Raw genomic sequence first — 26,581 nt, 5'->3', positions numbered from 1 at the left:
CCGACTCAGTCGCGCGGGAGCGGGGGAAGGTCGGCCGCGATCGTCAGCACACGCTCGGCGGCCGCATGTCCTGTGGAGAGGCGTGCGGCGAGGTCGGCTCCGTCGAGCGTGGCGGCGAGGAACCCGGAGGCGAAGGCATCGCCCGCACCCACCGGCTCGACGACCTCGACCACGGGGGCGGGAACGAACACCGGCTCCGCGTCACCGTCGAAGGCGGTCGCCCCGACGTCGCCGTCCTTCACGACGAGCAGTGCGCAGTTCGGGAGGAAGGCGCGGATCGCATCGGGGGTCGCCGTGCCCCAGATGCGCTCGGCCTCATCGCGACCGACGAAGGCGATGTCGGCGGCATCCGCGAGTCGCGCGAGCGTCTCGGCCGCGTCCTCTCTGCTCCACAGCGGCCGCCTGTCGTTCACGTCGAACGACACGACCGCGCCGGCCGTGCGGGCGTCGACGTAGAGGCGGTCGACCATCTCGCGGCAGGAGACGGAGAGGGCGGGCGTGATGCCGGTCGTGTGCACGATGCGCACGCCCCGGAGCTGCTCGGCGGAGAGGAAGCCGGCAGCCATCTGCGCGGCCGCGGATCCGCGACGGTAGTAGTAGACGGCAGACGACTCGATACCCGGATCCTTGAACATGACCCCGGTAGGTGCATCCGTATCGCGCTCGACCCAGAGCTCGACTCCTCGTCGCTCGAGCTCCGAAGTGATCCGTGTAGCGATCGGATCGTCTCCGAGGCGGGACGCCCACACCGCTCGATGGCCGGCGGCGGTGAGACCGGCGGCGACGTTCGCCTCCGCGCCGGCGTGACCGATCGTCGCCGTCGCCGCGGAGGCGAGCGCGGACCCCGTCGGCGTGACCAACGCCATCGACTCGCCGACGCAGACCACAGCGGGCACGGCAGACATCGGAGTGTGAGGGGAGCTCATGAGGGAGTGACCGCCAGGGGTTCGGTGTCGGGATGGGGACTCGCATCGCGGTGACGCAGATCGGGGAAGGCGCGGACGAACACGATCGAGACCACGAGGCCGGCGGCAGCGAACAGTACGGCGGCGAGATAGGCACCGCGGGGGTCGGAGGCGTCGACCAGGAAGCCGGCGATCGCCGAACCGGCCGCGGCGCCGATGAGCTGTCCGGTGCCGGCCCAGCCGAAGGCCTCGGCGGTCTCGCTGAACTTCACGCTCGCAGAGGTGATCGCGAAGAGCACCGCGAGCGCCGGGGCGATGCCGATGCCGGCGAGGATCAGTGTGCCGCCGAGCCAGAAGATGTCGAGCGAGATCATGGTGAGGGAGAGCCCGACGGTGACGATCACCAGACGGCGTGCCATCGCCCACGGTCCGATCGGGATGTGCCCGAACGCGAGGCCTCCCGCGAGGCTGCCGAGGGCGAACACCGCCAGCACGATCCCCGCGGAGAGGCTGCCGTGCTCGAAGGTCGCGACGACGCCCACTTCGACCGCCGCGCACGCACCGATCAGCAGGAAGCCGATGATCGTGGCCATCATCACGGGAGGCTTGAGCACCACGGCACCCAGGCGGTTGCGGCTGCGGGGGATGCGCACGCGTCCGACCTCGGGCGCGAGGATGAACCACGCTCCGCCGCCGATGAGGATGATCGCGACGAGGATCAGCCCCTCAACGGTGCCGACCTGGGTCGAGACGAGAGTGATGACGACCGGCGCGAGGATCCAGATGATCTCCTGCAGCGAGGCATCCAGGGAGAACAGCGGAGTGAGCTGCGACGAGTTGACGAGCTTGGGGTAGATCGTGCGCACGGCGGCCTGCACGGGGGGAGTGGAGAGGCCGGCGACCATGCCGAGAGCCATGTAGCCGGGCACGTTCAGAGGGAGGAGGGCGAGACCGAGCACCGCCAGCACGCACATGCTCAAGGTCAGGGTGAGCACGCGGCGCATGCCCCAGGCGCCCATCCACCGGCTCGTGATGGGTCCGGCCACGGCCTGCCCGACGCTGGTGGCCGCGAGGACGAGTCCGGCGGCACCGTAGGAGCCGGTCTGCTGCTCCACATGCAGCAGGATCGCGAGCGAGGTCATGCCGTTGGGGAAGCGCGCCGTCAGCTGCGCCGCCATCATGCGCGCCACTCCGGGCGTGCGAAGGAGCTCCCGATATCCCGCCACCTCACAACGGTACCGGGAGCCGACGACAGGCGTCGAAGCGGACCGCGATGCGACACGCCGACGACACGCCGGAACGCAGTTTCCACAGGCAGTCGGATGTCGGAACCCCCCTCTATCGTGCCCCCTGTGGATGGATCGCTCACAGGCGTCTCCCAGCCGCGATTTCTCGCGGTTCGAGAGGCTCCCGATGAGCCCTCGACCTGTGGAAGAAACGGTGGAGAACCTGTGTTGTAACAGTGGAGAGCGGTGGAAAACTACACGGATGTAACTACTAGCCCTTGTGGTCGACCTCAATGTCCGTACCTATATGTAGTATTGAACTCCCGGCGGGGGTTGGCCGGAAACAGTCTGCTGAGAAGCGGGCCAGAGATTTGAGGGGAAGCCGAAAAAGATGTCGATCACGGTCTACACGAAGCCGTCCTGTGTCCAGTGCAACGCGACGTACCGCGCCCTGGATGCCAAGGGAATCGAATACGAGATCCACGACCTGTCGGAGGACCCGACGGCCCTGGAACAGGTCAAGGCGCTGGGCTACATGCAGGCACCCGTCGTCGTCACCGACGAGGACCACTGGTCGGGCTTCCGTCCCGACAAGATCAACGAGCTCGCGTCGCGTCTGGCGTGATCCGCCATGAGCGCCGTCGCGACCGCAGCGCCGCTCCTGGTCTACTTCTCGAGCGCGTCGGGTAACACCGCACGCTTCGTCGAGAAGCTCGGGCTTCCGGCCCGACGCATCCCCCTTCTCCGGCAGGAAGAAGCCCTCGTCATCGACGAGCCCTTCGTGCTGGTCACCCCTACCTACGGTGGGGGTGAGGGGCGCGGCGTCGAACGAGGGGCCGTGCCCAAGCAGGTGATCCGGTTCCTCAACGACGAGGAGAACCGGCGTCACATCCGTGGAGTCATCTCCGCGGGCAACACCAACTTCGGCGATTCCTTCTGTCTCGCCGGTGACATCATCAGCCGCAAGTGCAACGTGCCTCACTTGTATCGGCTCGAGATCTTCGGCACACAGGACGATGTTGATCGCGTGAGCGACGGATTGGAGCGACGGTGGGTACCGCAGTTGACGAGCAGGCAGTGACCGAACAGAAGGCGTTCAAGATGAACCCCGCATTCGAGGGCCTCGACTACCACGCCCTCAACGCGATGCTGAACCTGTACGACGCGAACGGGAAGATCCAGTTCGACGCCGACAAGCGTGCGGCTCGCGAGTACTTCCTGCAGCACGTGAACCAGAACACCGTCTTCTTCCACTCCCTCAAGGAGCGCCTCGACTACCTGGTCGAGAAGGAGTACTACGAGCCGGCCGTGATCGAGCAGTACTCGATGGAGTTCATCCAGAAGCTCAACGACCTCGCCTACGACAAGAAGTTCCGCTTCGAGACGTTCCTCGGCGCCTTCAAGTACTACACGAGCTACACACTCAAGACGTTCGACGGCAAGCGCTACCTCGAGCGTTTCGAGGACCGCGTCGTGATGACGGCCCTGGGCCTGGCGGACGGCGATGAGAAGCTCGCCATCGCGCTGGTCGAGGAGATCATCTCCGGCCGCTTCCAGCCGGCGACGCCGACGTTCCTCAACGCGGGCAAGGCCCAGCGTGGTGAGCTCGTCAGCTGCTTCCTGCTGCGCATCGAAGACAACATGGAGTCGATCGCCCGCGGCATCAACTCGGCGCTGCAGCTCTCCAAGCGCGGCGGTGGCGTGGCCCTGCTCCTCTCGAACATCCGCGAGGCCGGTGCGCCGATCAAGCAGATCGAGAACCAGTCCTCGGGCATCATCCCGGTCATGAAGCTCCTCGAAGACAGTTTCAGCTACGCCAACCAGCTCGGCGCACGTCAGGGTGCCGGCGCGGTGTACCTCAACGCGCACCACCCCGACATCATGCGCTTCCTCGACACCAAGCGTGAGAACGCCGACGAGAAGATCCGCATCAAGACGCTCTCGCTCGGTGTCGTCGTGCCCGACATCACGTTCGAGCTCGCCAAGAACGGCGAGGACATGTACCTGTTCTCCCCGTACGACGTCGAGAAGGTCTACGGCGTGCCTTTCGGTGACATCTCGGTCACCGAGAAGTACCGCGAGATGGTCGACAACCCGCGCATCAAGAAGACCAAGATCAACGCGCGCGAGTTCTTCCAGACCGTCGCCGAGATCCAGTTCGAGTCGGGCTACCCGTACATCATGTTCGAGGACACGGTGAACAAGGCCAACCCGATCAAGGGCCGCATCAACATGTCGAACCTGTGCAGTGAGATCCTGCAGGTGAACACGCCGACCACATACAACGACGACCTGTCGTACGACCAGATCGGCAAGGACATCTCGTGCAACCTCGGCTCGATGAACATCGCGCTGTCGATGGATGCCGATGACCTCGGCCAGACGGTCGAGACGGCGATCCGCGCGCTGAGCGCGGTGAGTGACCAGAGCCACATCCGCTCCGTGCGCTCGATCGAGGACGGCAACGACCGTTCGCACGCGATCGGCCTCGGGCAGATGAACCTGCACGGCTACCTCGCTCGTGAGCACGTCTACTACGGGTCCGAAGAGGGCATCGACTTCACGAACATCTACTTCTACACGGTGCTGTTCCACGCTCTGCGTGCGTCCAACAACCTCGCGATCGAGCGCAAGCAGGCCTTCGACGGCTTCGAGGACTCGACGTACGCGTCGGGGGAGTTCTTCGACAAGTACATCGAGCGCGCCTGGGAGCCCGAGACCGAGAAGGTCAAGGAGCTCTTCGCGGGTAAGCACATCCCGACGCAGGCCGACTGGGTGGCGCTGAAGTCGTCGATCCAGGAGCACGGCATCTACAACCAGAACCTGCAGGCGGTGCCCCCGACCGGTTCGATCTCGTACATCAACAACTCGACGTCGTCGATCCACCCGATCGCGTCGAAGATCGAGATCCGCAAGGAAGGCAAGCTCGGTCGCGTCTACTACCCGGCGGCGTTCATGACGAACGACAACCTGGAGTACTACCAGGACGCCTACGAGATCGGCTACGAGAAGGTCATCGACACGTACGCGGCGGCGACGCAGCACGTGGATCAGGGCCTGTCGCTGACGCTGTTCTTCAAGGACACCGCCACCACGCGTGACATCAACAAGGCGCAGATCTACGCATGGCGCAAGGGCATCAAGACGATCTACTACATCCGTCTCCGCCAGCTGGCGCTCGAGGGCACCGACATGGCCGAGTGCGTCTCCTGCATGCTCTAACCTGCTCACTGACTCGAGAAACGACGAAGACATGACACCCCCACAGATCAAGCTGGTCGACAGCGTGCAGGCGATCAACTGGAACCGCATCATCGATGACAAGGACCTCGAGGTCTGGAACCGTCTGGTGAACAACTTCTGGTTGCCCGAGAAGGTGCCGCTGTCGAACGACATCCAGTCGTGGAACACGTTGACGCCCGAAGAGCAGCTGCTGACCATGCGGGTCTTCACCGGCCTGACGCTGCTCGACACGATCCAGGGCACCGTGGGTGCGGTCTCGCTGATTCCGGATGCGATCACCCCGCACGAGGAGGCGGTGTACACCAACATCGCCTTCATGGAGTCGGTGCACGCGAAGAGCTATTCCTCGATCTTCTCGACGCTCGCGTCGACCAAGGAGATCGACGAGGCGTTCCGCTGGTCCACCGAGAATCCGAACCTTCAGAAGAAGGCTCAGATCATCATGGACTACTACCAGGGAGACGACCCGCTCAAGCGCAAGATCGCCTCGACCCTGCTGGAGTCGTTCCTGTTCTACTCGGGCTTCTACCTGCCGATCTACTGGTCGTCCAAGGCGAAGCTCACGAACACGGCCGACCTCATCCGCCTCATCATCCGCGATGAGGCCGTGCACGGGTACTACATCGGGTACAAGTTCCAGAAGGGGCTCGAGAACGAGACCGAGGAGCGTCGTCAGGAGTTGAAGGACTACACCTTCAACCTGCTCTTCGAGCTCTACGACAACGAGGTGCAGTACACGCAGGACCTCTACGACGGCGTCGGTCTGACCGAAGACGTCAAGAAGTTCCTGCACTACAACGCCAACAAGGCGCTGATGAACCTCGGCTACGAAGCGATGTTCCCCTCGACCGTCACCAACGTGAACCCGGCGATCCTGTCGGCGCTCTCGCCGAACGCCGACGAGAACCATGACTTCTTCAGCGGGTCGGGCTCGTCGTACGTCATCGGCAAGGCCGAGGCAACGGAAGACGACGACTGGGACTTCTGAGTCAGAGAGCCCCGTCGCGCGCATGATCGCGCGGCCGACGACACCCCCGAGAGACGCTGCGCAGGCAGCATCCTTCGGGGGTGTTCTCGTTCGGCGCCCCTCGCATCAGGCCACGTCCGGGCCTCCCCATAGACTGCGGGAATGCATGCAACAGGGGTCTATTCACGTGCCGATCACACGAGCTGACCTTCTCGAAGAGATGGAACGGGCGCTGGATCGCCTCGGTGTCGGATGGTCGGGATGGCCGGACAGCGTGACCGCCGAAGGCATGACGCCGCGTGATCAGCTGGTCGCGCTGCTGCTGATCATGGATGCGAGCCCCGAGCTCGTCAACGGGTGGCGCCACGGCACCACCGAAGACGTGCTGGTGCGCTCCCTGCCGCGCAAGAAGCTGATGAAGGGGAACGGCATGCCCGTCAACGTCCGGGGCGGTGACGCGCTCTTCTTCCGGAACAGACCGCATCCGCCCGAGCTCGCGCTCGGCGCGCTGGCCTGCGTGGCGGGTGATCGGCCGTCGGCCGTGTGGTGGCTCGAGGCCGCAGGCCAGGCGGTCGACCCGCTGTCGCACGCGCACACACAGGCGCAGATCGACTACTGGAAGCAGCGCATCGCCGACGAGCCGCCGGCATGACTGCGACGAACACCTCCGATGCCCGCATCGCGCGCAGCGTGGATCGGTGGTTCGTCCGCTATCCGCTGATCCTGGGTTCGACGCTGCTCCTGGCAGCGATCGGCTTCACGGTCGCCGGTGACGACCTCAGCTTCTTCCCCTTCCTGATGATGCTCGTGGGCGGGTGGTGCTTCGGCTTCGCCTTCGTCAACCGCACGATGGACATGGTTCCGGTGCGCGGCGGCGTCGTGCTGCACGTCGCCGTGGCGGTCGGGCTCGCCGCGCTCCTGGTGATCGTGCTGGAATTCGCCGGGGATATGCTCTCCACCTTCCCGGATGCGGCGCGCGCCGTGGTCGTCGTGCTCCAGATGGCCGCCATCCCGGCCGCCGGATGGATCTGGCTCGGTCTGTTGGCTCGTGTCAGCGACCTGTTCACGCGACGCGATGCGAAGAAACCCCCGCCTCCCGTGCCGCCGGAGTGGGAGCGCGACGAGACCGGTGACGGATCGATCGTGAAGTTCCCCGCGCTCGAACTGCGCATGCGGCGCCTCACGCAGATGATCGTGGTCATCGTCGTGGTGGCGGGAGGCGTGACCACAGCCCTGTTGATCGTGCTCGACGACGTCGTCATGCGCCTGGGGGCGCGCCTGGCCATCCTTCTCGTGGGGGTCGTGATCGCCCTCCCGGTGTACCTCGTCTTCACGGCCGTGCTCCGTCGACGGACGGCCTCGTGCAGTGTCGCCTTCGGGAACGACGAACTGCGTGTGACGGTGGGGGAGACGCTGCACGTCATCGCCTTCCGCGATCTGCAGCATCTGCGCTGGCGCTGCCGCAGCGACTATGCGCGCCTGGAACTGCGGGGCCCGGACGTCGACCTGTCGCTGGTCGCCGGCCTCGCGAAGCCTCCCGCCGGTTTCAGCGCCGAGCTGCCGGCTCTCCCGCGCCGTGTCTTCCGACGGCTGGAACTGGCCGGTCTGGCGATGACGAAGGAGCGGCGCGGTGAGGTCGTGACGTTCACGCGTGCCCCTGGCCCCGCCTGAGCTCAGCCGACGGGGTACTCCCGCTCACGCAACGAGCGGGCGAGGTGCGCGGCGTTGCGGGTCGCCGTCGCGATCGCGGACGCGACCTTCTCCGGCGTCTCGTCGAGATCCTTGTAGTCGGTGGTGTGCATCGCCTCACCGTTCCAGTACACGGAGGCCTGGGCGGGCACGGTGTACCCGACGTCGTTCAGGCACTGGAAGACGATGGCGGCGATGTGATGCGCGCCATCCTCGTTTCCCACGATCCCGGCGATCGCGACCTTGTCGAACAGGGTCGGCCGACCGCGCGCATCGGTCTCGCTCAACTCCGCGTCGAGCCGCTCGAGCACCCGCTGGGCGACACTGGAATGCTGCCCCATCCACGTCGGGGTGGCGAAGACCAGGATGTCGGCACCCAGCACCTTGCGCCGCAGCGCCGGCCACTCGTCGTCTCCGCCCATGTCGGCCTCGACGCCGGGGCTGATCACGCTGTCGACCGCACGCACCAGCTCACCCGTGACGCCGTGGTCGGCGAGGGCGGAGAGGAGCTGAGTCGCGAGCAGGTCGGAACTCGACTCCGCCGGCGACGGCTTCAGCGTGCAGGAGATGGCGAGCGCCTTCAGAGGAGTGTTCATGCGCCGACACAACCACGCCCGCGTCGCGTGGCACAGGGGGTTCCCTGCGCTCGCGGTCTGCGCTAGTCGGCGCCGCCCGCGACAGGTGTGCGACCCGCGGGCGGTACGCTAGAGAGCGGCCGCTACGACAGGAGACCCCGTGATCCTCAGCTTCATCTTCTTCATGATCCTCTTCCTCGGAGGCATCTACCTCATGGGCCTGGCGCAGTCGCTCGAAGACTTCCAGGCGATCGTGTTCACCGGCGGTCTGCTGATCACGATGCTGTCGCTCGCGTTCATGATGCGCCAGGGCGGCACCGCCACGCGTCGCTCGAACAACTGGTCGGGCAACGCGACCGACTGACGCTCAGGCGCGCCGCGCGAGGCGTGCCTCGAGGGTCGCCCTCACCGCCGGCCACTCCGGCTCGATGATCGAGAACTCGACGCTGTCGCGCAGCGCGCCGTTGCGATAGCGCGACATCGCCCGCATCACGCCGTCCTGTTTGGCGCCGAGTCGCTCGATGGCGGCGCGCGACTGGAAGTTCACCCACTGCGTGGTGAGCCCCACCCGGAACACCCCGAGCGTCTCGAAGGCGTGCTGCAGCAGCAGCAGTTTCGACTCGGCGTTCGTGCCGCTGCCGTGTGCCGACGGGCGGTTCCAGGTGTAGCCGATGTGCAGACGGGGCACATCGGCGACGATGTCGTAGTACGAGGTGAGACCGAGCACGCGTCCCGACGCATCGAAGGCCGTGAACGGGATCATCTCCCCGGTCTCGCGCAGCGCGATCCGGCGGGCGATCTCCGCCTCGACGCCGTCCGGCGCCGGAACGGACGTGTACCAGGCGGTCTTCCACAGATCTCCCTCCTCGACGGCCTCGATCAGCGCATCGCGGTGCGAGGTCTCGAGCGGTCGCAGCTCGACGAGTCTGCCGGTCAGAGTGACGGCGGCGGGGGAGACGAGGAAGGCCATGCGCCTATTCAATCAGGCGCTCCTCCCGGAGTTGTGGCGGCTCAGCCGGCCGTCACCCGATCGGCCCACTGCCCCGTTCCCATGCGCGGTGAGACGTAGGTGTTGTCGCCGATGCGCTGGAGCATCCTCCGGTAGGCGTCGACGAGTTCCACGGTCACGCCGAGCTCGAACGCGAGGCTCGCGCGGTGGGTGCCGCGGGCGGCTTCGGCGGCGGCGTACGACGCCGGTGTGATCAGGGCTCGGGCGGCCCACTCGTCGGCGCAGCGCTCCTGCCGGGCGCGCGTCTTCGGGTCGCGCGAGACCGTGTGCCCCAGCACGGCGTGCCCGAGCTCGTGGGCGAGCACGCTCGTGGTCGTGCGCACACTCATTCCCGGCGCGAGGCGGATCGTCGAGGACGTGTGGTCATACCCACCGCGCGTGGGACCCGTGCGTTCGACCAGGCGCAGACCGTTCTCCTCGACGAGTCGGAGGAGGTGGTCCATGGTGTCCCTACTGGTAGAGGTCGTCGGTGTCGCCCTCGTGGCCGACGCGGGAGCCGAAGGCGACCTCGGGGATATCTTCGCCGGAGCCTGTGACATCCCGGCGACGACGGAACGGGGTGAGCACGCCGGCACCCTGGTCGCTGTCGGTGCTCAACCGCTCCTCGGCCCGCTGGAGCAGCACATGGGGCGCGACCTTCACGGCGGCGCAGACGGCGTAGACCACGGGCACGGGGATCGAGCGCTTGCCGGTGACATAGTTGTCGAGAGCACTGCGGGCGATGCCGATATCGCGGGCCATCGCCGCGATGCTGCTCCCGGCTGCGCCGATCTCGCCACGCAACTGGCGTCCGACGGCGGCGTTGAACTCCTCGGAGGGTGTCTTCACACGTGTCACGATAGCACCGCTCCGTACCCAAGATGCCGTCATACTGGTCTGCTTTCCCCTTGCTTGTCGCCATGCGGGCGGATAGTGTCGACGTGTGACGACAGATGAGCGACAGCTGGTGGCAGTGGCGGTCGCGTCAGAACTCGATCGACTCGGTCAGTCCAAGCGTTGGCTGGCAGACCGATCGGGAATCGCCTACTCCACCCTGCGGCGCAAGATGCAGGCGAGCACCGACTTCACGGTCACTGAACTCGCCGCCATCGCGGCTGCGCTGGAGCTCTCCCCCTCCGTTCTGGTGCCGTCGCCGCGCGTGACGGACGCGTCTCCCTGACGCGCGCGTCCACGCAGGGGAAGGCAGGGGAAGGCGAACGACCGGGGGCGCCACTGGGGTCGCGCCTCCGGTCGACTCCCGCAGCCTCGCCCGGGCGGCGCGGTATCGTGGCGGCATGAAGACCGTTCCGTTCGGATCAACCACCGCGCCCGCCGTCATCGCCGGGATGATGCGCATCGACGACAAGGACGATGCCCACATCCGCACTCTCTACCGCGCGGCACGAGACGCCGACATCGACTTCTTCGATCACGCCGACATCTACGGCGGCAGTATGCACCACTGCGAGACCCGCTTCGCCGACGCGCTCCAGCTGAGCAGCGCCGAGCGCGACGAGATCGTCCTGCAGACCAAGTGCGGGATCGTGCCGTCGGAGGGGATGTTCGACTTCTCGTACGAGCACATCACCGCCCAGGTGGAAGGCTCGCTGCGGGCACTGCGCACCGACCGTCTCGACGTTCTCCTGCTGCACCGGCCCGACGCGCTGGTCGAGCCCGAGGAGGTCGCGCGCGCGTTCGACGAACTCGAGGCATCGGGCAAGGTGCGCGCGTTCGGGGTGTCGAACCACACCCCGCGACAGATCGACCTGCTCCGCACGGCCGTCACGCAGCCGCTCGTCGCGAACCAGCTGCAGCTGTCGATCACGCACGCACCGATCATCGCGCAGCCCATCGCGATGAACATGGTGGGGTCGGAGCAGAGCGTCGGTCGTGACGGCGGCGGGATCGTCGAGTACTGCCGCATCAACGGCATCACCATCCAGGCGTGGTCGCCGTTCCAGGGAGGATTCTTCACCGGAGTGTTCCTCGGCAATCCGGAGTATGCCGAGCTCAACGCGGTGATCGATCGTCTCGCGGCCGCGCATCAGGTCAGCGCCATCGCCATCGCGACGGCGTGGATCACCCGGCATCCCGCGAAGATGCAGGTCGTGCTCGGCACCACCACGCCGGAGCGGGTGCAGGACGCCGCGGCAGGCGCCGATGTCGAGCTCACGCGGGCCGAGTGGTACGAGCTGTTCCGCGCTGCCGGGCATCTTCTGCCGTAGTCACCCGGGCGCGGCGCTTCGGCGTCGTCTACCCTGAACTCATGCCGTTCCTGTTCTCGCTCCTCGTCATCGCCCTGATGATCGGTGCGCTGATCGACATCATCACTCGCGACGACTCCCAGGTGAAGCACCTGCCGAAGATGGTGTGGATCATCATCGTCATCCTGCTCCCGTTGGTCGGCAGTCTGCTCTGGTTCGGTCTGGGCCGCGAATACGGCAGTGAGGGTATCTCGATCCCGCGCATGCGCCGCGCGCCCCGTTCGGTGCAGACGGAGGTGCGTCCGGCGCCCCCCGTCGATGCGCGAACCACCGAGCAGCAGATCGCGGATCTCGATCGGGAGATCGAGGAATGGCGTCTTCGGCAGGAGATCGAGAAGCGCAAGGGCGAGCCCGACGGCCAGGAGAAGGCCTGAGATGGCGAAGCGAGCGGTCATCGGCGGCGGATCCGGGTTCCTCGGCTCGGCGTTGAAAGACGCCCTCGAAGCCGACGGGTATGCGGTCAGCGTCATCGGCCGGAACGGCCCCGACGCCCGGTGGGACGACTCGGACGCGATCCTGCGTCTCGTCGACGGGGCGGATCTGCTGATCGGCCTGGCCGGCAAGGCGATCGACTGCCGTTTCACCGATGCGAACCGCGACGAGTTCCTGCGTTCCCGGATCGACACGACCCGCGCCTTGCACGAGGCGGTCGAGCGATCCGCGGAACCGCCGGCCGTGTGGATGAACGCCAGCAGCGCCACGGTGTACCGCTACGCGCTCGATCGCCCGCAGACCGAGGCGGACACCGAGTACGACACGGGCTTCTCGCCCGATGTCGCGCTCGCCTGGGAGGACGAACTGTTCCGTGGTGAGCTCCCCGGCACGCGCCGCGTGGCTCTGCGCATCACGATCGTGCTCGGCGACGGTGCGGCGACCGACCTCTTCTTCCAGCTCGCGCGATGGGGCCTCGGCGGGCCGCAGTTCGACGGCTGGTGGTTCCCGCATCAGCGGTACCGCGGCATCGGTCCGCATCCCACCCAGCCGGACCAGCCGCTGGGACACCGCTCGCGCGGGCGGCAGAAGTTCAGCTGGGTGCACGTCGATGACCTGGTCGGCGCGGTGCGGCATATCCGCGACGATCCCTCGATCGACGGGCCGGTGAACATCTCGGCCCCGACGCAGAGCGACAACCGCGGGCTGATGGCGACGCTGCGGCGCGTTGTGGGCATGCCGTTCGGTCTTCCGGCGTGGCGCTTCATGCTCGAACCCGCGATGTGGGTGCTGCGCAAGGAGCCCGAACTGGTGCTCAAGAGCCGGTGGGTCGCCCCGCAGGTGCTGACGGATTCCGGGTACGAGTTCCGCTACCCCGAGCTGGAGCCCGCCCTGCAGGACGCGTGGCGGCAGCGCCGGGGATGATCAGCGCGACGCGGCGGTGACGCGCGCGTCGACGTTCGCGGGTGAGAGCACTTCGCGGGCGACCAGCACGGCTGCTCCGAGTACGGCGGCGCGTTCGCCCGTGGGCGATTGCACGATGGCCAGGTGCTGGGTGGCGAGCGGAATGGAGCGTCGGTACACGACCTCCCTGACGCCCGCGAGCAGGTGCTCTCCAGCGCGGGCGATGCTGCCGCCGAGCACGATCACGGAGGGGTTCAACAGATTGACGACCGTGGCCAGCACTTCGCCGACATCGCGGCCGGCTTGACGCAGCGCCTCGATCGCGGCGGCGTTGCCCGAGCGCACGAGCTCGACGACATCGTGGCTCGTCTCGGCGTCCGTTCCCTGCGCGCGCAGAGCGGCCGCGATCGCGCTGCCGCTGGCGAGGTCTTCGAGGTCGCGGTCCTCGTCACCGGCGTGCGGGGAATCTGGGGAGTGCGGAACGCGCACGTGGCCCATGTCGCCCGCCGAGCCCTGGGCGCCCCGCTGCAGCACGCCGCCGGCGATGATGCCGGCGCCGATGCCCGTGGCCACTTTCACGAAGATCAGATCGGTGGTCTCGGGGAAGCTCGCCGTCTGCTCGCCGAGGGCGAGCACGTTCACGTCGTTGTCGACCAGCACCGGCACATCGAAGGTCTGCTGCACGTAGGCGGGGATGTCGAATCGGTCCCACCCCGGCATGATGGGTGGGTTGTAGGGGCGACCGGAGGAGTGCTCGACCGGGCCGGGGACGCCGATCCCGACGCCGACGACCGGGATCCTGCTCAGGGTCGTGTCGTCGAGCAGTCCGCGGCCGTCCGCCACGACGCGGTCGAGCACGGCGACCGGGCCGCTGGCGATGTCGAGGTCGTGCGTGGTCGAGGCGAGGATGCGCCCGCCGAGGTCGGAGATCGCGACCGTCGCGTGCGATGCGCCGAGGTCGACGGCGAGCACGAGGCCTGCCCGCGGGTTGAAGGAGACGCGCGAGGGTGGGCGCCCTCCGGTCGAGGCCGCCTCGCCCGCGGGGATCACGAGCCCCGAGGCGAGCAGGGCGTCGACGCGAGACGACACGGTCGACCGTGCCAGACCCGTGAGGTGCACGAGGTCGGCCTTGGTGCGGGCATGGCCATCGAGGAGGAGCTGGAAGATCTCTCCGGCGCCGGTCGATGCGCCCCCGAAGTTGCGGTCGGCGTCGCTCATAGGGTCAGTAAACCACAGACCCTTTCGTTCTCTGTCGAGACAGATTCGACGACGGTAAATAAACTTCTGACGAATAAGTAGCAAAAGTATGCCGAGGTGTGTCAGAATCATCGACATGACAACGGACGTCACTGACACCGAGGTCGGAACGATCCGATCCGGCTTCCTCGGCGGGGGATTCATGGCACAGGTGCATAGCCGCGCGGCTCGCGCGGCGGGTGCCACCACGGCCATCCTCGCCAGCTCTCACCCCGACCGCGCCGCACAGGCCGCGAAGGAACTCGGCATCGACCGCGCAGCCCGCGACATCGATGAACTGCTGAGCGGCGACGCCGACATCGTGCACGTGTGCACACCGAACGCGACGCACACCGAGCTCGCGCTGCGGGTGATCGACGCCGGCAAGCACGTGATCTGCGAGAAGCCCCTCGCGACCAGCCTCGCCGAGGCTCGAGCGATGGCCCAGGCCGCGGCCGAGCAGGGGGTCGTCGCCGCTGTGCCGTTCGTCTACCGCTACCACCCGATGGTGCGCGAAGCCAGAGCGCGTGTGGCAGCGGGCGAGATCGGCGCGCTGCTCACGGTCGACTGTGGGTACCTGCAGGACTGGATGCTGCTGCCGGAGGATGACGACTGGCGTGCCACCTCGGCCGAGGGCGGTCCCTCGCGGGCCTTCGCCGACATCGGTTCGCACCTGTGCGATCTGCTCGAGTTCGTCGCGGGAGAGCGCATCGTCAGGCTCACCGCACGCACCCGTCGGGTGTACGACGAGCGCGGCGGCCACACCGTCACGAACGAGGATGCGGTGTCGATCCTGGTCGAGATGCAGTCCGGAGCCATCGGCACTCTGCTGATCTCGCAGATGGCTGCCGGGCGCAAGAACGCACTCACGCTCGAGCTCCACGGCTCCGAGTCGAGCATCCGCTTCGACCAGGAGCGCCCGGAGGAGCTGTGGATCGGCGCACGCGACGGCAATCGGCAGCTGTTCCGCGACCCGACGCACGCCCACCCCGGAGTCGCCCGGTTCTCCCGCGTGCCCGCCGGACACGGCCAGGGCTACCAGGACGCGTTCAACGGCTTCGTCGCTGACGCATACGCGGCCATTCGCGGCGAGGCACCGGAAGGCCTCCCGACTTTCGTCGACGGCGTGCGCGCCGCCCAGCTCACCGAGGCCGTGCTCGCCGCGGCACAGGGTGAGCGCTGGGTCGACGTGACCCCCGACCAGGTGTGAGCGAGAAGGAATCGACATGACAGACAACTACGACCTCGTCATCGTGGGATCAGGTCCCAACGGAGCGGTCATCGCGGCGCAGGTGCACGCCCAGAACCCGACAGCATCCATCCTCGTGCTCGAGGCGGGACGCGAGATCACGAGCATCGCGGGCGAGCACCTCGTCGAAGCCGACGAGAGTGCGCTGAACGCCTCCTACGAGGACCTGATGCGTCGGGCGCGGCAGATCGAATACGTCAAGGGTGCCGTCTCGATGAACGAGATCGACGGCGACGCCTGGCAGGCCGACGTACCCGGGGTGTTCCCCGCCGCGTTCTTCGGGCACAACTTCGCCGCGTTCCCCGGCGCGTCCGTCGCCTGGAACATCGGCGGGATGGGCGTGCACTGGACCGCGGCGACTCCCTGGCCCTACGCCGAAGAGGTGCCGGACTTCCTGCCGCGTGACGAGTGGGACGCCGATCTCGAGACGGCCCGCGGACTGCTGCGCACCTACGTCGGCCCGCTGCTGGAGAACCCGTTCACCGAGCCGATCTTCGAGGCCATCCGAGCGGCGGTCCCCAGCCCCGACCCCGAGCGCGAGTTCGGCTACATGCCCATGGCCGGTGTCGCGCACGCGGATCGCCCGTTCGCCCGCACCGGTCCCCGCGACATCGCCCCGTTCATCTTCGACGGCAGCGCGGAGAACGTCACCTTCCGCACCGGTGTCTTCGTGACCCGCCTCGAGCACGACGGCGCACGCGTGACCGGACTGGTCGCGAAGGACGTCGAGACCGGCGCCGAGAGCACCTTCCGCGGGTCCCAGATCCTGATCGCCGCCGATGCGCTGCGCACTCCGCAGCTGCTGTGGGCGTCCGGCATCCGTCCCGAGGCGCTCGGGGTGCGGTTGAACGAGCACGCCTCGATCGACGGCGACGTCGTGATCGACGCCGCCCGCCTCGGGCTCAGCGACGACGACATCCCGACCCCTCCGCCGGGTGAGCCGTTCATCGGCTCGTACTGGAGCCCCTCGATCGGGTCGGTGCGGCCCGCGCACGGACAGCTCATGGAGCGCGAGTTCGACGGCCGGCATGTGCTGGGCGTGGGCTGGTACTGCGCGACGGAGATCCGCCCGGAGAACCGGATCGAGTTCTCGGATGAGCTCACCGATCCGCTCGGCATGCCGCACATGACGGTGCACTTCTCCTACTCGGAGAACGACCTCGCCGAGATCCGCCGCACCATGGACGTGCAGCGTGCCGCCGCGAACGCGATCGGCGCCTTCCCCGACGGGGACTCCGAGATCCTGCCGCCCGGTGCTTCGCTGCACTACACCGGCACCGTCCGCATGGGACCGGTCGACGACGGCACGAGCGTCGTCGACACCGACGGTCGCGTCTGGGGCTTCGACAACCTCTTCCTCGCCGGCAACGGCGTGGTTCCCACCGCGTTGACCTGCAACGCGACGCTCACGGGAGCGACCCTCTCCGTGCGCATCGCCCGCGCAGTCACCGCCGCACTCTGAATCTGCACCACCCGAAGACCTGCACTACCCGAAAACACCACTAGGAGATGATCGCGATGCACACATACCCTTCCTCGCGACGCCGGGCGACGATGCTCGGAATCGCACTGGTCGCATCCAGCGCACTGCTGCTGACCGGCTGCGGACGCGGCGCTGACACGCCCGCCGCCGGCGGAGACGCGACCACGGTCGACGACAAGCCTGCGACCGGCACGCTCGAGATCTGGACGGAGGGTGCCGACGGCGCCGAGCTGCCGCAGATGTTCGATGAGTTCAAGAAGGACAACCCCGACGTCGAGATCAACATGACGCAGATCCCCGGCGAGGAGTTCGCGTCGAAGATGACCGCGGCGATCACCGCCGGCACCGTTCCCGACCTGATCTACTCGTTCACCGAGACGCAGGCCTCGTTGATCGCGACCGGGGGATTCGACCCGGTTCCCGACGGCCTGGTGAACAAGGACGACTTCTTCGAGGTCATCTGGGACAACTCGGTCTACGACGACGTCGCCTACGGTGTGCCGTGGTACGCCTACGCCGACATGGTGATCTACCGCTCGGATCTGGCCGAGGCCGCCGGCGCCGAGGCCCCGAAGGACTGGGACGGGCTGCGCACCTTCGGCGAGAAGCTCAAGGACTCCGGGGTCGAGTACCCGCTGGCCCTGTACGCGGCCTACGACGCCTACACCGCGCGTCAGCTGCTGACCTTCGCGAAGCAGAACGGCGGGGGCTTCATCTCCGACGACCTGTCGGAGTGGACGATCAACTCTCCGGAGAACGTCGAAGCGCTGGAGTACTGGTCCAGCCTCATCAAGGACGGGCTCGCCTCGCCGGACGGCCCGGCGTTCCTCGACACCGTCTCCTGGTCGTCCACCGGCAAGAACGCGGCGATCATCGACGGTGGCCCCTGGTTCGTCGGCTGGTTCGATGACGCCAACGGCGAGGGCTGGGCGGACGAGAACCTGTCGCTGTCGACCATGCCGGTCGGCCCCGACGGCGATGCGGCCACCACGGTCGGCGGCGGCAGCTGGTTCGTGCCCACGGACTCCGAGAACAAGGATGCCGCGTGGAAGTTCACGCGCTTCATGTCGGAGCCCTCGAGCCAGGTCGAATGGTTCAAGATCTTCAAGAACATGCCGGCCGTCAAGGCGGCGTGGGAAGACCCCGCGCTGACCGGTGACCGCCTCCTGGAGACCGTTCAGGCCGGCCTCGAGACCGGTGTCACCCTGCCCAAGGTCTCCACCTGGACGCAGGTCGGCACGGTCATCGGCGAGCAGATGGAGAAGGTCGTCCGCGGCGGAGTATCCGCGCAGGACGCGCTCGACGCGGCGCAGCAGCAGGCCGAGTCGATCGGGATGGGTAACTGACACCTGCCATGTCCACCACAGCGACTCGCACCATGGTCACCTCCGGGGCGTCTACCCGACGACGCCCCGGAGGCACCAGGAAGATGCGCGAGGGGAGCAGGGCGGAGACCACCACGGCGTGGCTCTTCCTCTCCCCGTTCCTCGCCCTCTTCCTGCTCTTCACCGCGATCCCCGCCATCCTGGCCATCGGCGCCAGCCTGACGGACATGACCGCGCGGGACATCCGCGACCCGCTGGGGGTCAACTTCACCGGATTCGAGGGGTTCGCGAAGATCATCGCGAACCCCGGGTTCCAGGGAGCCTTCTTCAACACGATCATGTTCGTCGTGCTGTGTGTTCCGATCAGCATGGGACTCGGCCTCGCGCTGGCGCTCATGCTCAACAACGGCATCCGACGCCTGAAGACGTTCTTCCGTGCGGCCGTGTACATCCCCGTCATCACCAACATCGTGGCGGCGGCAGTGATCTGGCAGTACGCGTTCTCGATCACCGGGCCGGTGAACTCCACGCTGGGCGACCTCGGCATCGGGGAGCCGAACTGGCTGGGGCAGCCCGGCTGGGCCGTGACCACCGTCGTCCTCATGGGCGTCTGGCGCACCACCGGAACGTGCATGATCCTGTTCCTCGCCGGTCTCCAGGCCGTGCCGGAGGAGATCTACGAGGCCGCCGCGACCGACGGTGCCGGAACCTGGCGCCGACTCTGGTCGATCACGCTGCCGCTCCTGCGCCCGACGACACTGCTGATCACCGTCCTCATGACGGTGTCGTTCCTGAACATCTTCGAGGAGCCGTACCTGCTGACGAAGGGCGGTCCGCTCGGCTCCACCAAATCGATCGCGGTCTGGGTCTACGAACAGTTCGGATTCGGGAACGTGTCGGCCTCGATGGCCGGATCCGTCCTGCTCCTCCTGCTCGTGGGCATCGTCGCGATCGTCCAGTTCCGATTGCTGAGGCCGAAACATTGAAGACTCTGTCTCCGTCGCGTCAGGCGCTGAACTACACAGCCCTCACCGTCGTCACCGTGTTCATGCTCCTGCCCTTCGTCTGGGTGTTCTTCGGATCCTTCAAGACGCAGGCGGAGTTCCTGGGCAACCCGGGGGCCTGGTTCCCTGAGTCCTTCCAGATCGACAACTACATCCAACTGTTCGCCGACCGCGAGTTCGGCACATACATGATGAACAGCTTCGTCGTCTCGGGCGTCGCGATCGTGGGCAACGTGCTCTTCAGCGCGATGGCCGGCTACGCCCTGGCGAAGCTGCGGTTCCGGGGGAAGAACTTCGTCTTCCCGCTCGTGATCATCTCGATGATCGTGCCGTACGTGGCGCTGTTCGTGCCGCAGTTCGTCGTGGTCGTGCAGATGGGACTCGTGAACTCGCTCGTCGCGATCATCCTTCCCGTGCTCATCCTGCCGCTGTGCGTGTTCATCATGCGTCAGTTCGCGCACGGTGTGCCGTTCGAGCTCATGGAGGCCGCGCGCCTGGACGGTGCGGGGGAGGGGCGACTGTTCTTCCGGATCTTCCTCCCGCTCACCGGCCCCGGACTCGCGACGGTGGCGATCCTGTCGTTCCTCACCTCGTGGAACAACTTCCTCTGGCCGCTCGTCGTCGCCCAGTCGCAGGACACCTACACGGCCCCGGTCGGTCTGTCCGTGGCATCCCAGGCATCCAACACGATCTCCTTCGGACTGCTGCTCGCCGGCGCCGTGGTCGTGCTGCTGCCGATCCTCATCCTCTTCCTCTTCCTCCAGAAGTACTTCATCCAGGGTGTCGCCACCGCGGGACTGAAGTAGAACCGAACGGACCCGTCATGCAGATGAAAGACCTGAAGTTCGCGCTCAACGCGATCCAGTGGATCAACGTCAAGGAGGACCCGACCGATCTCGACAGTGCGAGCCTGTGGCGCTTCGCGGATCCCTCGTTCGTCGCCGAGTACCCGCAGGTGCTCGCCGAGATCCGGGATGCCGGGTTCTCGGCCACCATGCTCGAGGTCCTCGACACCCAGACGCTGCAGAACTACGCCGCCATGGTGAAGGAGTCCGGCCTGGAGCTGGCCCCCGGCTACGTGCAGGTGCCGCTCGCGAGCGACCACGGCGGGCGCCTGGAGCGCGGATCGTTCGAGCGCATCCACTGGTTCGACGCGGTGCGCCGCAAGGCCGAGGAGTCGAACTACTTCGGTCTGCAGACCATCTTCCTCGCCGCGGAGGTCGACCAGACCGCGATCCGGTGGAAGAAGCCGGCCGTCGGGTACGACTTCTCGCAGGACCGCCTGGATGAGCTCACGGATCTGATCGACGAGGCCGTCGACGTGCTGAATGCGGAGGGCGTGCGCCCGGGCCTGCACAACCACGTCGGCACCTGGATCGAGACCGAGCAGGAGTACGAGCACGTGCTGAACAGCATCGACGCCTCGCGGTTGGGAGCATCCTTCGACATCGGCCACCTGGAATGGGCGGCCATCGACGCCACGCAGACCATCGCGAAGTGGGCGGATCGCGTGCAGGATCTGCACGTCAAGGACCTGAACCTGGACCTGGCCCGCCGCAGCCGCGACGAGGGGCTCAGCTACGAGCGTGCGACCGACCTGGGGCTCTACCTCGAGCCGGGCCTGGGACAGGTCGACATCGTCGGCGCCCTCTCGGCACTGCCCGACGGCTTCGGTGGATGGATCATCATCGAGGTGGACAGGGCGAGCATGGATCCGGTGGCGAGCGCCCGCCACACGGCGGCCTGGGTCGCCGACGTCACCGGTTCCTGAACGACAGACGGCGAAGGACGGAGCCCAGCGATGGCGCTGACACAGGATCATTTCTCACTCAACACGCTGCAGTGGATCACGGTCTCGCTCGGCGAGTCCACGGGCGAACCGGGAAGCGTGGGATGGGAGTTCGATCTGTCGAGCTTCCTGCCCAAGCAGCCCGTCATCCTCGGGCAGGTCGCCGAGGCCGGATACTCGTCGGTGATGCTCGAGGTGCTGCCCACGCAGACGCTGCAGAGCTACGCCCGCGTCGTGGCGGACTCGGGGCTCCGGCTCTCGCCCGGCTACGTGCACATCGGGCTTCCCGAGGAGTTCGACCGCGACCACTCCGGTGACGCCGAGTCGCACTTCCGCTGGTTCGACGGCATCCGCCGCCGGGCCGAGGAGACGACCTACATGGGACTCGACCGCGTCTTCCTCGCAGCCGATATGGCGCCTGGGCGTCCGCGGATCGATGACGCGGCCGCGATCGGTCACGCCTTCGACCGTGCGCGACTCGACCGGGTCGCGAACATCATCGGCGAGGCAGCCGAGGTGCTGAAGGCCGAGGGCGTGACGGCAGCGCTCCACAACCACGTCGGCACCTGGGTCGAGACCGAGGACGAGTACGAATACGTGCTCGACGCGATCTCGCCTTCTCTCCTCGCCGCGGGGCCTGACATCGGGCACCTGGCCTGGACCGGGGCGGATGTCGTGGCGTGGGTCGCCGCGCACGCCGACCGCATCTCCGACCTGCACGTGAAGGACATGGACCTGGCGATCGCGGCGGAGGCGCGCGCGACACACACGCCGTACTTCGACGTGATGAGTCGGCGCTTCTTCCTCGAGCCCGGACTCGGGGACGTGCCGATCGTCGACGCGCTCGCCGGGTTGCCGGATGACTTCGCCGGTGATGTGATCATCGAGGTGGACAAGCCGAGCATGGAGCCGTTCGCCAGCGCGAAGACCAGCTGGGCCTGGATCGCGGAGAACTATCCGAAGGGCGCATGATGACCAGCACGCATCCCGTCACCCTGTTCACGGGGCAGTGGGCCGACCTGCCGTTCGAGGAGGTGGCCCGGCTCGCCGCATCGTGGGGATACGACGGACTCGAGGTGGCGGCATCAGGCGACCACCTCGACCTGCAACGTGCCGACGAGGATGACGCGTACCTGGCATCGCGCCGGGAGATCCTCGACCGTCACGGGCTGAAGATCTTCGCGATATCGAACCATCTCGCCGGTCAAGCCGTGTGCGATGCGCCGATCGACTTCCGCCACCGGGCGATCCTGCGCGACCACGTGTGGGGCGACGGCGAGGCCGAGGGCGTGCGGCAGCGTGCGGCGGAGGACATGAAGCGCGCGGCGCGGGTGGCCCGCAAGCTCGACATCGACACGGTCGTGGGCTTCACGGGGTCGTCGATCTGGCCGTATGTGGCGATGTTCCCGCCCGTGCCCGCTTCGGCGATCGAGGCCGGGTTCGAGGACTTCGCCGCCCGCTGGAACCCGATCCTCGACGTGTTCGACGGCGAGGGCGTGCGTTTCGCCCACGAGGTGCACCCGGGGGAGATCGCCTACGACTACTGGTCGAGCGTGCGCGCCCTGGACGCCATCGACCACCGCGAAGCCTTCGGTTTCAACTGGGACCCCTCGCACATGATGTGGCAGAACATCGACCCGGTCGGCTTCATCGTCGACTTCGCCGATCGGATCTACCACGTCGACTGCAAGGACACTCGGATGCGTCCGCAGAACGGTCGCGCGGGTGTGCTCGGCTCCCACCTGCCGTGGGGTGACCCTCGGCGCGGCTGGGACTTCGTCTCGACCGGGCACGGAGACGTGCCGTGGGAGGACTCGTTCCGCGCTCTCGACGCGATCGGCTACACCGGCCCCATCTCGATCGAGTGGGAGGACGCCGGCATGGACCGACTGCACGGTGCTGCCGAGGCCGTCGGTTTCGTGCGGTCGCTGCTGTGGCCGAAGCCCACCGCGTCCTTCGACGCGGCCTTCAGCAATCAGTGAGGGACGTCGTTGATGCCGTCGTGGCGTGACCGTTTCACGCGCGAGGCGCTGACCCGGTCGTTCCAGGCGATGCGCATCCGCGACTACCGTCGCTGGAGCATCGCGCAGCTGTTGTCGGGCACCGGAGGTGCTGCGTCGCAGATCGCGATGGCCTGGCTCGTGGTCGAGCTCGGGGGCGACGGCATGGCGCTGGGTGCGGTCACGGCGTGCATGATGCTGCCCACGCTGATCCTCGGTCCGTTCATCGGCGGTCTCGTCGATCGGTACACACGCCGGTCGGTGCTGCTCGTCACCGCTGTCGCGCAGATGCTCGTCGCCGGAGCGCTGGCGGCGCTCACCTTCGGGGGAGTGCTCGAGATCTGGATGCTCGCGGCGCTCTCGCTCGCACACGGACTGGCGTTCGCCGCCGACAACCCCGCGCGGCAGCTGCTGGTGATGGACATCGTCGGACGAGAGCGGATGACCAGCGCCGTGAGCATGAACGAGGTGCTGATCAACGGCTCCCGCGTGCTGGGGCCCGCGATCGCCGGCATCCTGCTCGTGGTGTCGGACGCGGCCTGGTGCTTCGTCGTGAACGCGGTCGTGTTCATCCCCTCGATCTTCGTGCTGCTCTCGCTCCACCTGCGCTCTGCGGATTCGCCCGACACCGCCCCGGACGCGACAACCGACGTCCGCGTGCCAGGCGCGTGGCGCTTCGCGATGGGCACACCGGCTATCCGCAGCACCCTGTTGCTCGCGGTGTGCGCGGCCGCCTGCTACAACATCGCGGTGGTGATCCCGCTCGTCGTCGTCGACGTGTTCGGCGGCGACGGCGGCACCTATGGCGCGCTCGCCGTCGCCTTCGGCCTCGGTGCGCTGCCCGGCGCCTTCTTCTCGGCGACCGGACCGACGATGCCGCGCAGCGCGGAGGTGCGCGGCATGGCCGTCGCGATGGCCGCAGCCGTGATCTTCTCTGCCGTCTCGTGGACGCTGCCGATGCTGTTCGTCGGTCTCGCAGCCGTCGGCGCGGTCGTGATGTGGTTCATCGCCCGCGCCAACGCCTACGTCATGTTGACGACTCCCGCGCCGATCCGCGGGCGCGTGATGGGACTGTGGGCGATGGCGCTGCCCGGGTCGACCGTGGTGACCGGGCTCCTGGTGGGGTCGCTGGCCGACGCGACCGATCCGCGTCTCGCCTTCGCGGCCGTCGGCATCATCACGGCGCTCGCCGCCGCGCTCTCCTGGCGGGCCCTGCGCTCGACGCCCTAGTGTTCGCGCAGGCGCACGAGGCGTTCGTGCCCCGTCTCCTCGAGCTCGGTGATCGAGTCGCGCGACTTCAGGAAGTCGGAGAACGAGCGGTATCCGAGCGCCTTCTCGCTGAATGACGGATCCATGCGCCGCATGTGCGTCTTCACGGCCGAGCTGTGCAACCACTCGTCGGCATCGCCCTTGTCGTGGCCGAGGCGCAGCGCGCGCTCGAGCAGCTGGGTCGCCTCCTCCTGCTCGTCGAGCTTGGGCGGCTCGGCCTTGGCGGCAGCGGGCTTGGCCTTGGCCCGCGAGCGGGTCTTGGTCTTCGGCGCTTCGGCGACCGCCTCGGCCGCTGCGTCGGCGGTGGCTTCCGCGGGTGTCTCGACGACGGGCGTGGCGACCGGGGGAGCAGCCTTGATCGGGCGTACGACACCGGAGAGCGAGTCGTACGCCTCGAACTCGTCGCATGCGGCTGCGAGCGACTTCGCGGTGGAGCCGGCGACGCCGACACCGATCACGTAGCGGCCCAGACGCTTGCAGCGCTGCGCGAGCGGCACGTAGTCGCTGTCGCCCGCGACGATCACGACGTGCGTGAGATCGGGAAGACGGAACATGTCCTCCACCGCGTCGACCGCGAGACGGATGTCCGCACCGTTCTTCGCATAGGCGGCGGCGGGGAAGAGCTGCACAAGATCGACCGCGCGGGCGACGAGCTGCGAGCGATACACCGCGTTCACGGGAGAGGACCAGTCAGCGTAGGCGCGGGTGAGTACCAGGGTGCCGAAGGAGGCGGCGTAGTCGATGATCGCGCCGACCTCGATCATGGCCTGGCTGAGCCGCTCGGCGATCTCGGGGTCGTTCGGCTGCTCGGAGATGCGCTGGCGATCCTTCGCATAGGCGTTACGCCCGTGCACCCGGTCGTACCAGGAGATGACGATGTTGTCGAAGTCGAGATAGACCGCGACGCGGGAGTCGGTGACCTCAGCCATTGCCGGCATCCTCTCCGGGGTACCGCACCCCGATCTGTCGACGGATCTCGTCGAGCGCGCCCATGATCGCGACGCTCTCGGCGATCGGGAGCACATCGCCCTCCAGCAGTCCCTCGGCCACCAGGCGCTCGGCGGCGCGGGCTTCGTGCTCCATGCCGCGCCCCGCGGTCTCGGCGTCGATACGACCGTCGAACTCCTCGATCACGACGCCCTCGGGGTCGAGGACGCGCACCACCGACGGCGCCCAGAAGAAGCGCTCGATCTCGATGCGTGCCGCGGTGCCGAGGATGACGGCGGTGTTGGGGCCGGCGGCCCGTGACGAGGAGAGGCTGGTGGAGACCGCGCCGCCCTCGTGGGTCATGACCGTGGCGACCTCGGCGTCGGCGCCGGTCTCGATCAGACGCGCGACGCTGTGGATGCTGGTCGGTGCGCCCAGGATGTCCCAGATGAACGACAGCGGGTAGATCGCCAGGTCGAGCAGCGCACCTCCGCCGAGTTCGAGGGCGTTGAGGCGGTGCGTCGGGTCGGACGGCAGCAGCTGCGTGTGGTCGGCGCTGACCGCCCGGATCTCGCCGAGAGTGCCCTCCGCGATGATCTCGCGGACGCGCACCATGTGCGGCAGATACCGCGTCCACATCGCCTCGGTCACGAGCAGTCCGCGTTCGGCGGCGAGCCGCTGCAGGTCTTCGGCCTCGGCGCGGTTCAGCGTGAACGCCTTCTCGACGAGGACGTGCTTGCCGTTCTCCAGCGCCAGGCGTGCGTTCGCGTGATGCATCGGGTGCGGCGTGGACACGTAGATGATGTCGACGTCGGGATCCGTGACGAGCGCCTCGTAGGAGGGGTGCGCGCGCGGGATGTCGAAGCGTGCGGCGAAGGCGTCGGCCGATTCCTGAGAGCGGGAGCCGACGGCGACGAGGTCGAGCCCCGCCGTGCGCAGATCGGATGCGAAGGCGCCGGCGATGCCGCCGGTCGCGAGGATTCCCCAACGAAGACCAGTCATCCTCTCAGCGTAGGGGGTGCGACTCGTGTGTCGGACTGTTGCGCCGTGTGACCTGCGACTTCATGACGCTTCTCACCCGCGTCGGTGCACTCCTACCGTGACGGG

29 protein-coding genes are annotated in these 26,581 nt (G+C 67.4%); 20 read left to right on the top strand and 9 right to left on the bottom strand.

Annotated elements, in window-relative coordinates:
- Positions 1-5: 5 nt before the first annotated feature.
- Positions 6-905 carry a sugar kinase gene (locus P0Y60_14070; protein ID WEK60428.1) on the bottom strand — a complete coding sequence of 300 codons (900 nt, stop codon included), beginning with the start codon at positions 903-905 and terminating at the stop codon, positions 6-8.
- 17 nt (positions 906-922) lie between these two features.
- Complete coding sequence (locus P0Y60_14065; GenBank protein ID WEK60427.1) at positions 923-2,131, bottom strand: MFS transporter; 1,209 nt, start codon at positions 2,129-2,131, stop codon at positions 923-925.
- Between the two features lie 391 nt (positions 2,132-2,522).
- On the opposite strand from P0Y60_14065, the gene nrdH reads away from it, so the two are divergent.
- From nrdH to P0Y60_14035, 6 genes are all read left to right on the top strand, one after another.
- Positions 2,523-2,756, top strand: coding sequence for a glutaredoxin-like protein NrdH (nrdH, locus tag P0Y60_14060; protein ID WEK60426.1), 234 nt, complete (start codon positions 2,523-2,525; stop codon positions 2,754-2,756).
- Positions 2,757-2,762: 6 nt separating this feature from the next.
- Positions 2,763-3,212 (top strand): class Ib ribonucleoside-diphosphate reductase assembly flavoprotein NrdI, encoded by a 450-nt coding sequence (gene nrdI, locus P0Y60_14055; GenBank protein WEK60425.1) that lies wholly within the window; start codon positions 2,763-2,765, stop codon positions 3,210-3,212.
- A gap of 20 nt (positions 3,213-3,232) precedes the next feature.
- Positions 3,233-5,353 (top strand): class 1b ribonucleoside-diphosphate reductase subunit alpha, encoded by a 2,121-nt coding sequence (nrdE, locus tag P0Y60_14050; protein ID WEK62928.1) that lies wholly within the window; start codon positions 3,233-3,235, stop codon positions 5,351-5,353.
- 31 nt (positions 5,354-5,384) lie between these two features.
- Entirely contained in the window at positions 5,385-6,362 is a 978-nt protein-coding gene (nrdF, locus tag P0Y60_14045; protein ID WEK60424.1) for a class 1b ribonucleoside-diphosphate reductase subunit beta, read from the top strand.
- 166 nt (positions 6,363-6,528) lie between these two features.
- Positions 6,529-6,993: a hypothetical protein gene (locus tag P0Y60_14040; GenBank protein WEK60423.1), complete on the top strand. Its 465-nt coding sequence runs from the start codon at positions 6,529-6,531 to the stop codon at positions 6,991-6,993.
- Complete coding sequence (locus P0Y60_14035; GenBank protein ID WEK60422.1) at positions 6,990-8,012, top strand: hypothetical protein; 1,023 nt, start codon at positions 6,990-6,992, stop codon at positions 8,010-8,012. Before P0Y60_14040 ends, P0Y60_14035 begins: the two co-directional genes overlap by 4 nt.
- A 2-nt stretch (positions 8,013-8,014) precedes the next feature.
- Here P0Y60_14035 and P0Y60_14030 read toward each other — a convergent pair whose 3' ends face one another.
- Positions 8,015-8,626 carry an NAD(P)H-dependent oxidoreductase gene (locus P0Y60_14030; protein WEK60421.1) on the bottom strand — a complete coding sequence of 204 codons (612 nt, stop codon included), beginning with the start codon at positions 8,624-8,626 and terminating at the stop codon, positions 8,015-8,017.
- 139 nt (positions 8,627-8,765) lie between these two features.
- Between P0Y60_14030 and P0Y60_14025 the strand changes: the two genes are divergently transcribed.
- Complete coding sequence (locus P0Y60_14025) at positions 8,766-8,969, top strand: hypothetical protein (GenBank protein ID WEK60420.1); 204 nt, start codon at positions 8,766-8,768, stop codon at positions 8,967-8,969.
- Positions 8,970-8,972: 3 nt separating this feature from the next.
- Here the strand turns inward: P0Y60_14025 and P0Y60_14020 are convergent, their stop codons facing one another.
- Genes P0Y60_14020 through P0Y60_14010 form a run of 3 tightly spaced genes read right to left on the bottom strand, consistent with a single transcriptional unit; the run spans position 8,973 to position 10,442 of the window.
- A complete protein-coding gene (locus P0Y60_14020) occupies positions 8,973-9,575 on the bottom strand; it encodes a GNAT family protein (GenBank protein ID WEK60419.1) in 603 nt (200 codons plus the stop codon).
- Between the two features lie 41 nt (positions 9,576-9,616).
- The gene (locus P0Y60_14015; GenBank protein WEK60418.1) at positions 9,617-10,057 is read right to left on the bottom strand and encodes an ImmA/IrrE family metallo-endopeptidase; all 441 of its coding nucleotides are present in this window, start codon (positions 10,055-10,057) and stop codon (positions 9,617-9,619) included.
- 7 nt (positions 10,058-10,064) lie between these two features.
- On the bottom strand, positions 10,065-10,442 hold the full coding sequence (locus P0Y60_14010; GenBank protein WEK60417.1) for an XRE family transcriptional regulator: 378 nt from the start codon (positions 10,440-10,442) through the stop codon (positions 10,065-10,067).
- A 94-nt stretch (positions 10,443-10,536) separates the two neighbouring features.
- On the opposite strand from P0Y60_14010, the gene P0Y60_14005 reads away from it, so the two are divergent.
- The 4 genes from P0Y60_14005 (at position 10,537) to P0Y60_13990 (ending at position 13,213) form a co-directional block, all read left to right on the top strand.
- Entirely contained in the window at positions 10,537-10,773 is a 237-nt protein-coding gene (locus tag P0Y60_14005) for a helix-turn-helix domain-containing protein (GenBank protein ID WEK60416.1), read from the top strand.
- Between the two features lie 115 nt (positions 10,774-10,888).
- Positions 10,889-11,818 (top strand): aldo/keto reductase, encoded by a 930-nt coding sequence (locus P0Y60_14000; GenBank protein WEK60415.1) that lies wholly within the window; start codon positions 10,889-10,891, stop codon positions 11,816-11,818.
- 41 nt (positions 11,819-11,859) lie between these two features.
- Entirely contained in the window at positions 11,860-12,231 is a 372-nt protein-coding gene (locus P0Y60_13995; protein ID WEK60414.1) for a PLD nuclease N-terminal domain-containing protein, read from the top strand.
- A gap of 1 nt (position 12,232) precedes the next feature.
- On the top strand, positions 12,233-13,213 hold the full coding sequence (locus P0Y60_13990; protein WEK60413.1) for a DUF1731 domain-containing protein: 981 nt from the start codon (positions 12,233-12,235) through the stop codon (positions 13,211-13,213).
- Here the strand turns inward: P0Y60_13990 and P0Y60_13985 are convergent, their stop codons facing one another.
- A complete protein-coding gene (locus P0Y60_13985; GenBank protein ID WEK60412.1) occupies positions 13,214-14,410 on the bottom strand; it encodes an ROK family protein in 1,197 nt (398 codons plus the stop codon).
- A gap of 115 nt (positions 14,411-14,525) precedes the next feature.
- Between P0Y60_13985 and P0Y60_13980 the strand changes: the two genes are divergently transcribed.
- Genes P0Y60_13980 through P0Y60_13940 form a run of 9 tightly spaced genes read left to right on the top strand, consistent with a single transcriptional unit; the run spans position 14,526 to position 24,508 of the window.
- The gene (locus tag P0Y60_13980) at positions 14,526-15,638 is read left to right on the top strand and encodes a Gfo/Idh/MocA family oxidoreductase (GenBank protein WEK60411.1); all 1,113 of its coding nucleotides are present in this window, start codon (positions 14,526-14,528) and stop codon (positions 15,636-15,638) included.
- 16 nt (positions 15,639-15,654) lie between these two features.
- Positions 15,655-17,139, top strand: coding sequence for a GMC oxidoreductase (locus P0Y60_13975; GenBank protein ID WEK60410.1), 1,485 nt, complete (start codon positions 15,655-15,657; stop codon positions 17,137-17,139).
- Positions 17,140-17,195: 56 nt separating this feature from the next.
- Positions 17,196-18,506, top strand: coding sequence for an extracellular solute-binding protein (locus P0Y60_13970; GenBank protein WEK60409.1), 1,311 nt, complete (start codon positions 17,196-17,198; stop codon positions 18,504-18,506).
- Between the two features lie 8 nt (positions 18,507-18,514).
- Entirely contained in the window at positions 18,515-19,471 is a 957-nt protein-coding gene (locus tag P0Y60_13965) for a sugar ABC transporter permease (GenBank protein WEK60408.1), read from the top strand.
- Positions 19,468-20,295 (top strand): carbohydrate ABC transporter permease, encoded by an 828-nt coding sequence (locus P0Y60_13960; protein ID WEK60407.1) that lies wholly within the window; start codon positions 19,468-19,470, stop codon positions 20,293-20,295. The genes P0Y60_13965 and P0Y60_13960 overlap by 4 nt, the downstream gene beginning before the upstream one ends.
- A gap of 17 nt (positions 20,296-20,312) precedes the next feature.
- On the top strand, positions 20,313-21,260 hold the full coding sequence (locus P0Y60_13955) for a sugar phosphate isomerase/epimerase (protein WEK60406.1): 948 nt from the start codon (positions 20,313-20,315) through the stop codon (positions 21,258-21,260).
- 30 nt (positions 21,261-21,290) lie between these two features.
- Complete coding sequence (locus P0Y60_13950) at positions 21,291-22,250, top strand: sugar phosphate isomerase/epimerase (protein WEK60405.1); 960 nt, start codon at positions 21,291-21,293, stop codon at positions 22,248-22,250.
- The gene (locus P0Y60_13945; protein WEK60404.1) at positions 22,247-23,260 is read left to right on the top strand and encodes a sugar phosphate isomerase/epimerase; all 1,014 of its coding nucleotides are present in this window, start codon (positions 22,247-22,249) and stop codon (positions 23,258-23,260) included. Before P0Y60_13950 ends, P0Y60_13945 begins: the two co-directional genes overlap by 4 nt.
- A 12-nt stretch (positions 23,261-23,272) precedes the next feature.
- Complete coding sequence (locus P0Y60_13940; GenBank protein WEK60403.1) at positions 23,273-24,508, top strand: MFS transporter; 1,236 nt, start codon at positions 23,273-23,275, stop codon at positions 24,506-24,508.
- Here P0Y60_13940 and P0Y60_13935 read toward each other — a convergent pair.
- Positions 24,505-25,476 carry an NYN domain-containing protein gene (locus P0Y60_13935; GenBank protein WEK60402.1) on the bottom strand — a complete coding sequence of 324 codons (972 nt, stop codon included), beginning with the start codon at positions 25,474-25,476 and terminating at the stop codon, positions 24,505-24,507. The genes P0Y60_13940 and P0Y60_13935 overlap by 4 nt on opposite strands.
- Complete coding sequence (locus P0Y60_13930; protein WEK60401.1) at positions 25,469-26,476, bottom strand: Gfo/Idh/MocA family oxidoreductase; 1,008 nt, start codon at positions 26,474-26,476, stop codon at positions 25,469-25,471. Before P0Y60_13930 ends, P0Y60_13935 begins: the two co-directional genes overlap by 8 nt.
- Positions 26,477-26,581: the final 105 nt, after the last annotated feature.

Origin of the sequence: Candidatus Microbacterium colombiense (assembly GCA_029203165.1) — a bacterium.
Lineage (GTDB): Bacteria > Actinomycetota > Actinomycetes > Actinomycetales > Microbacteriaceae > Microbacterium > Microbacterium colombiense.
This window is presented reverse-complemented; position numbering and strand designations above follow the sequence as displayed.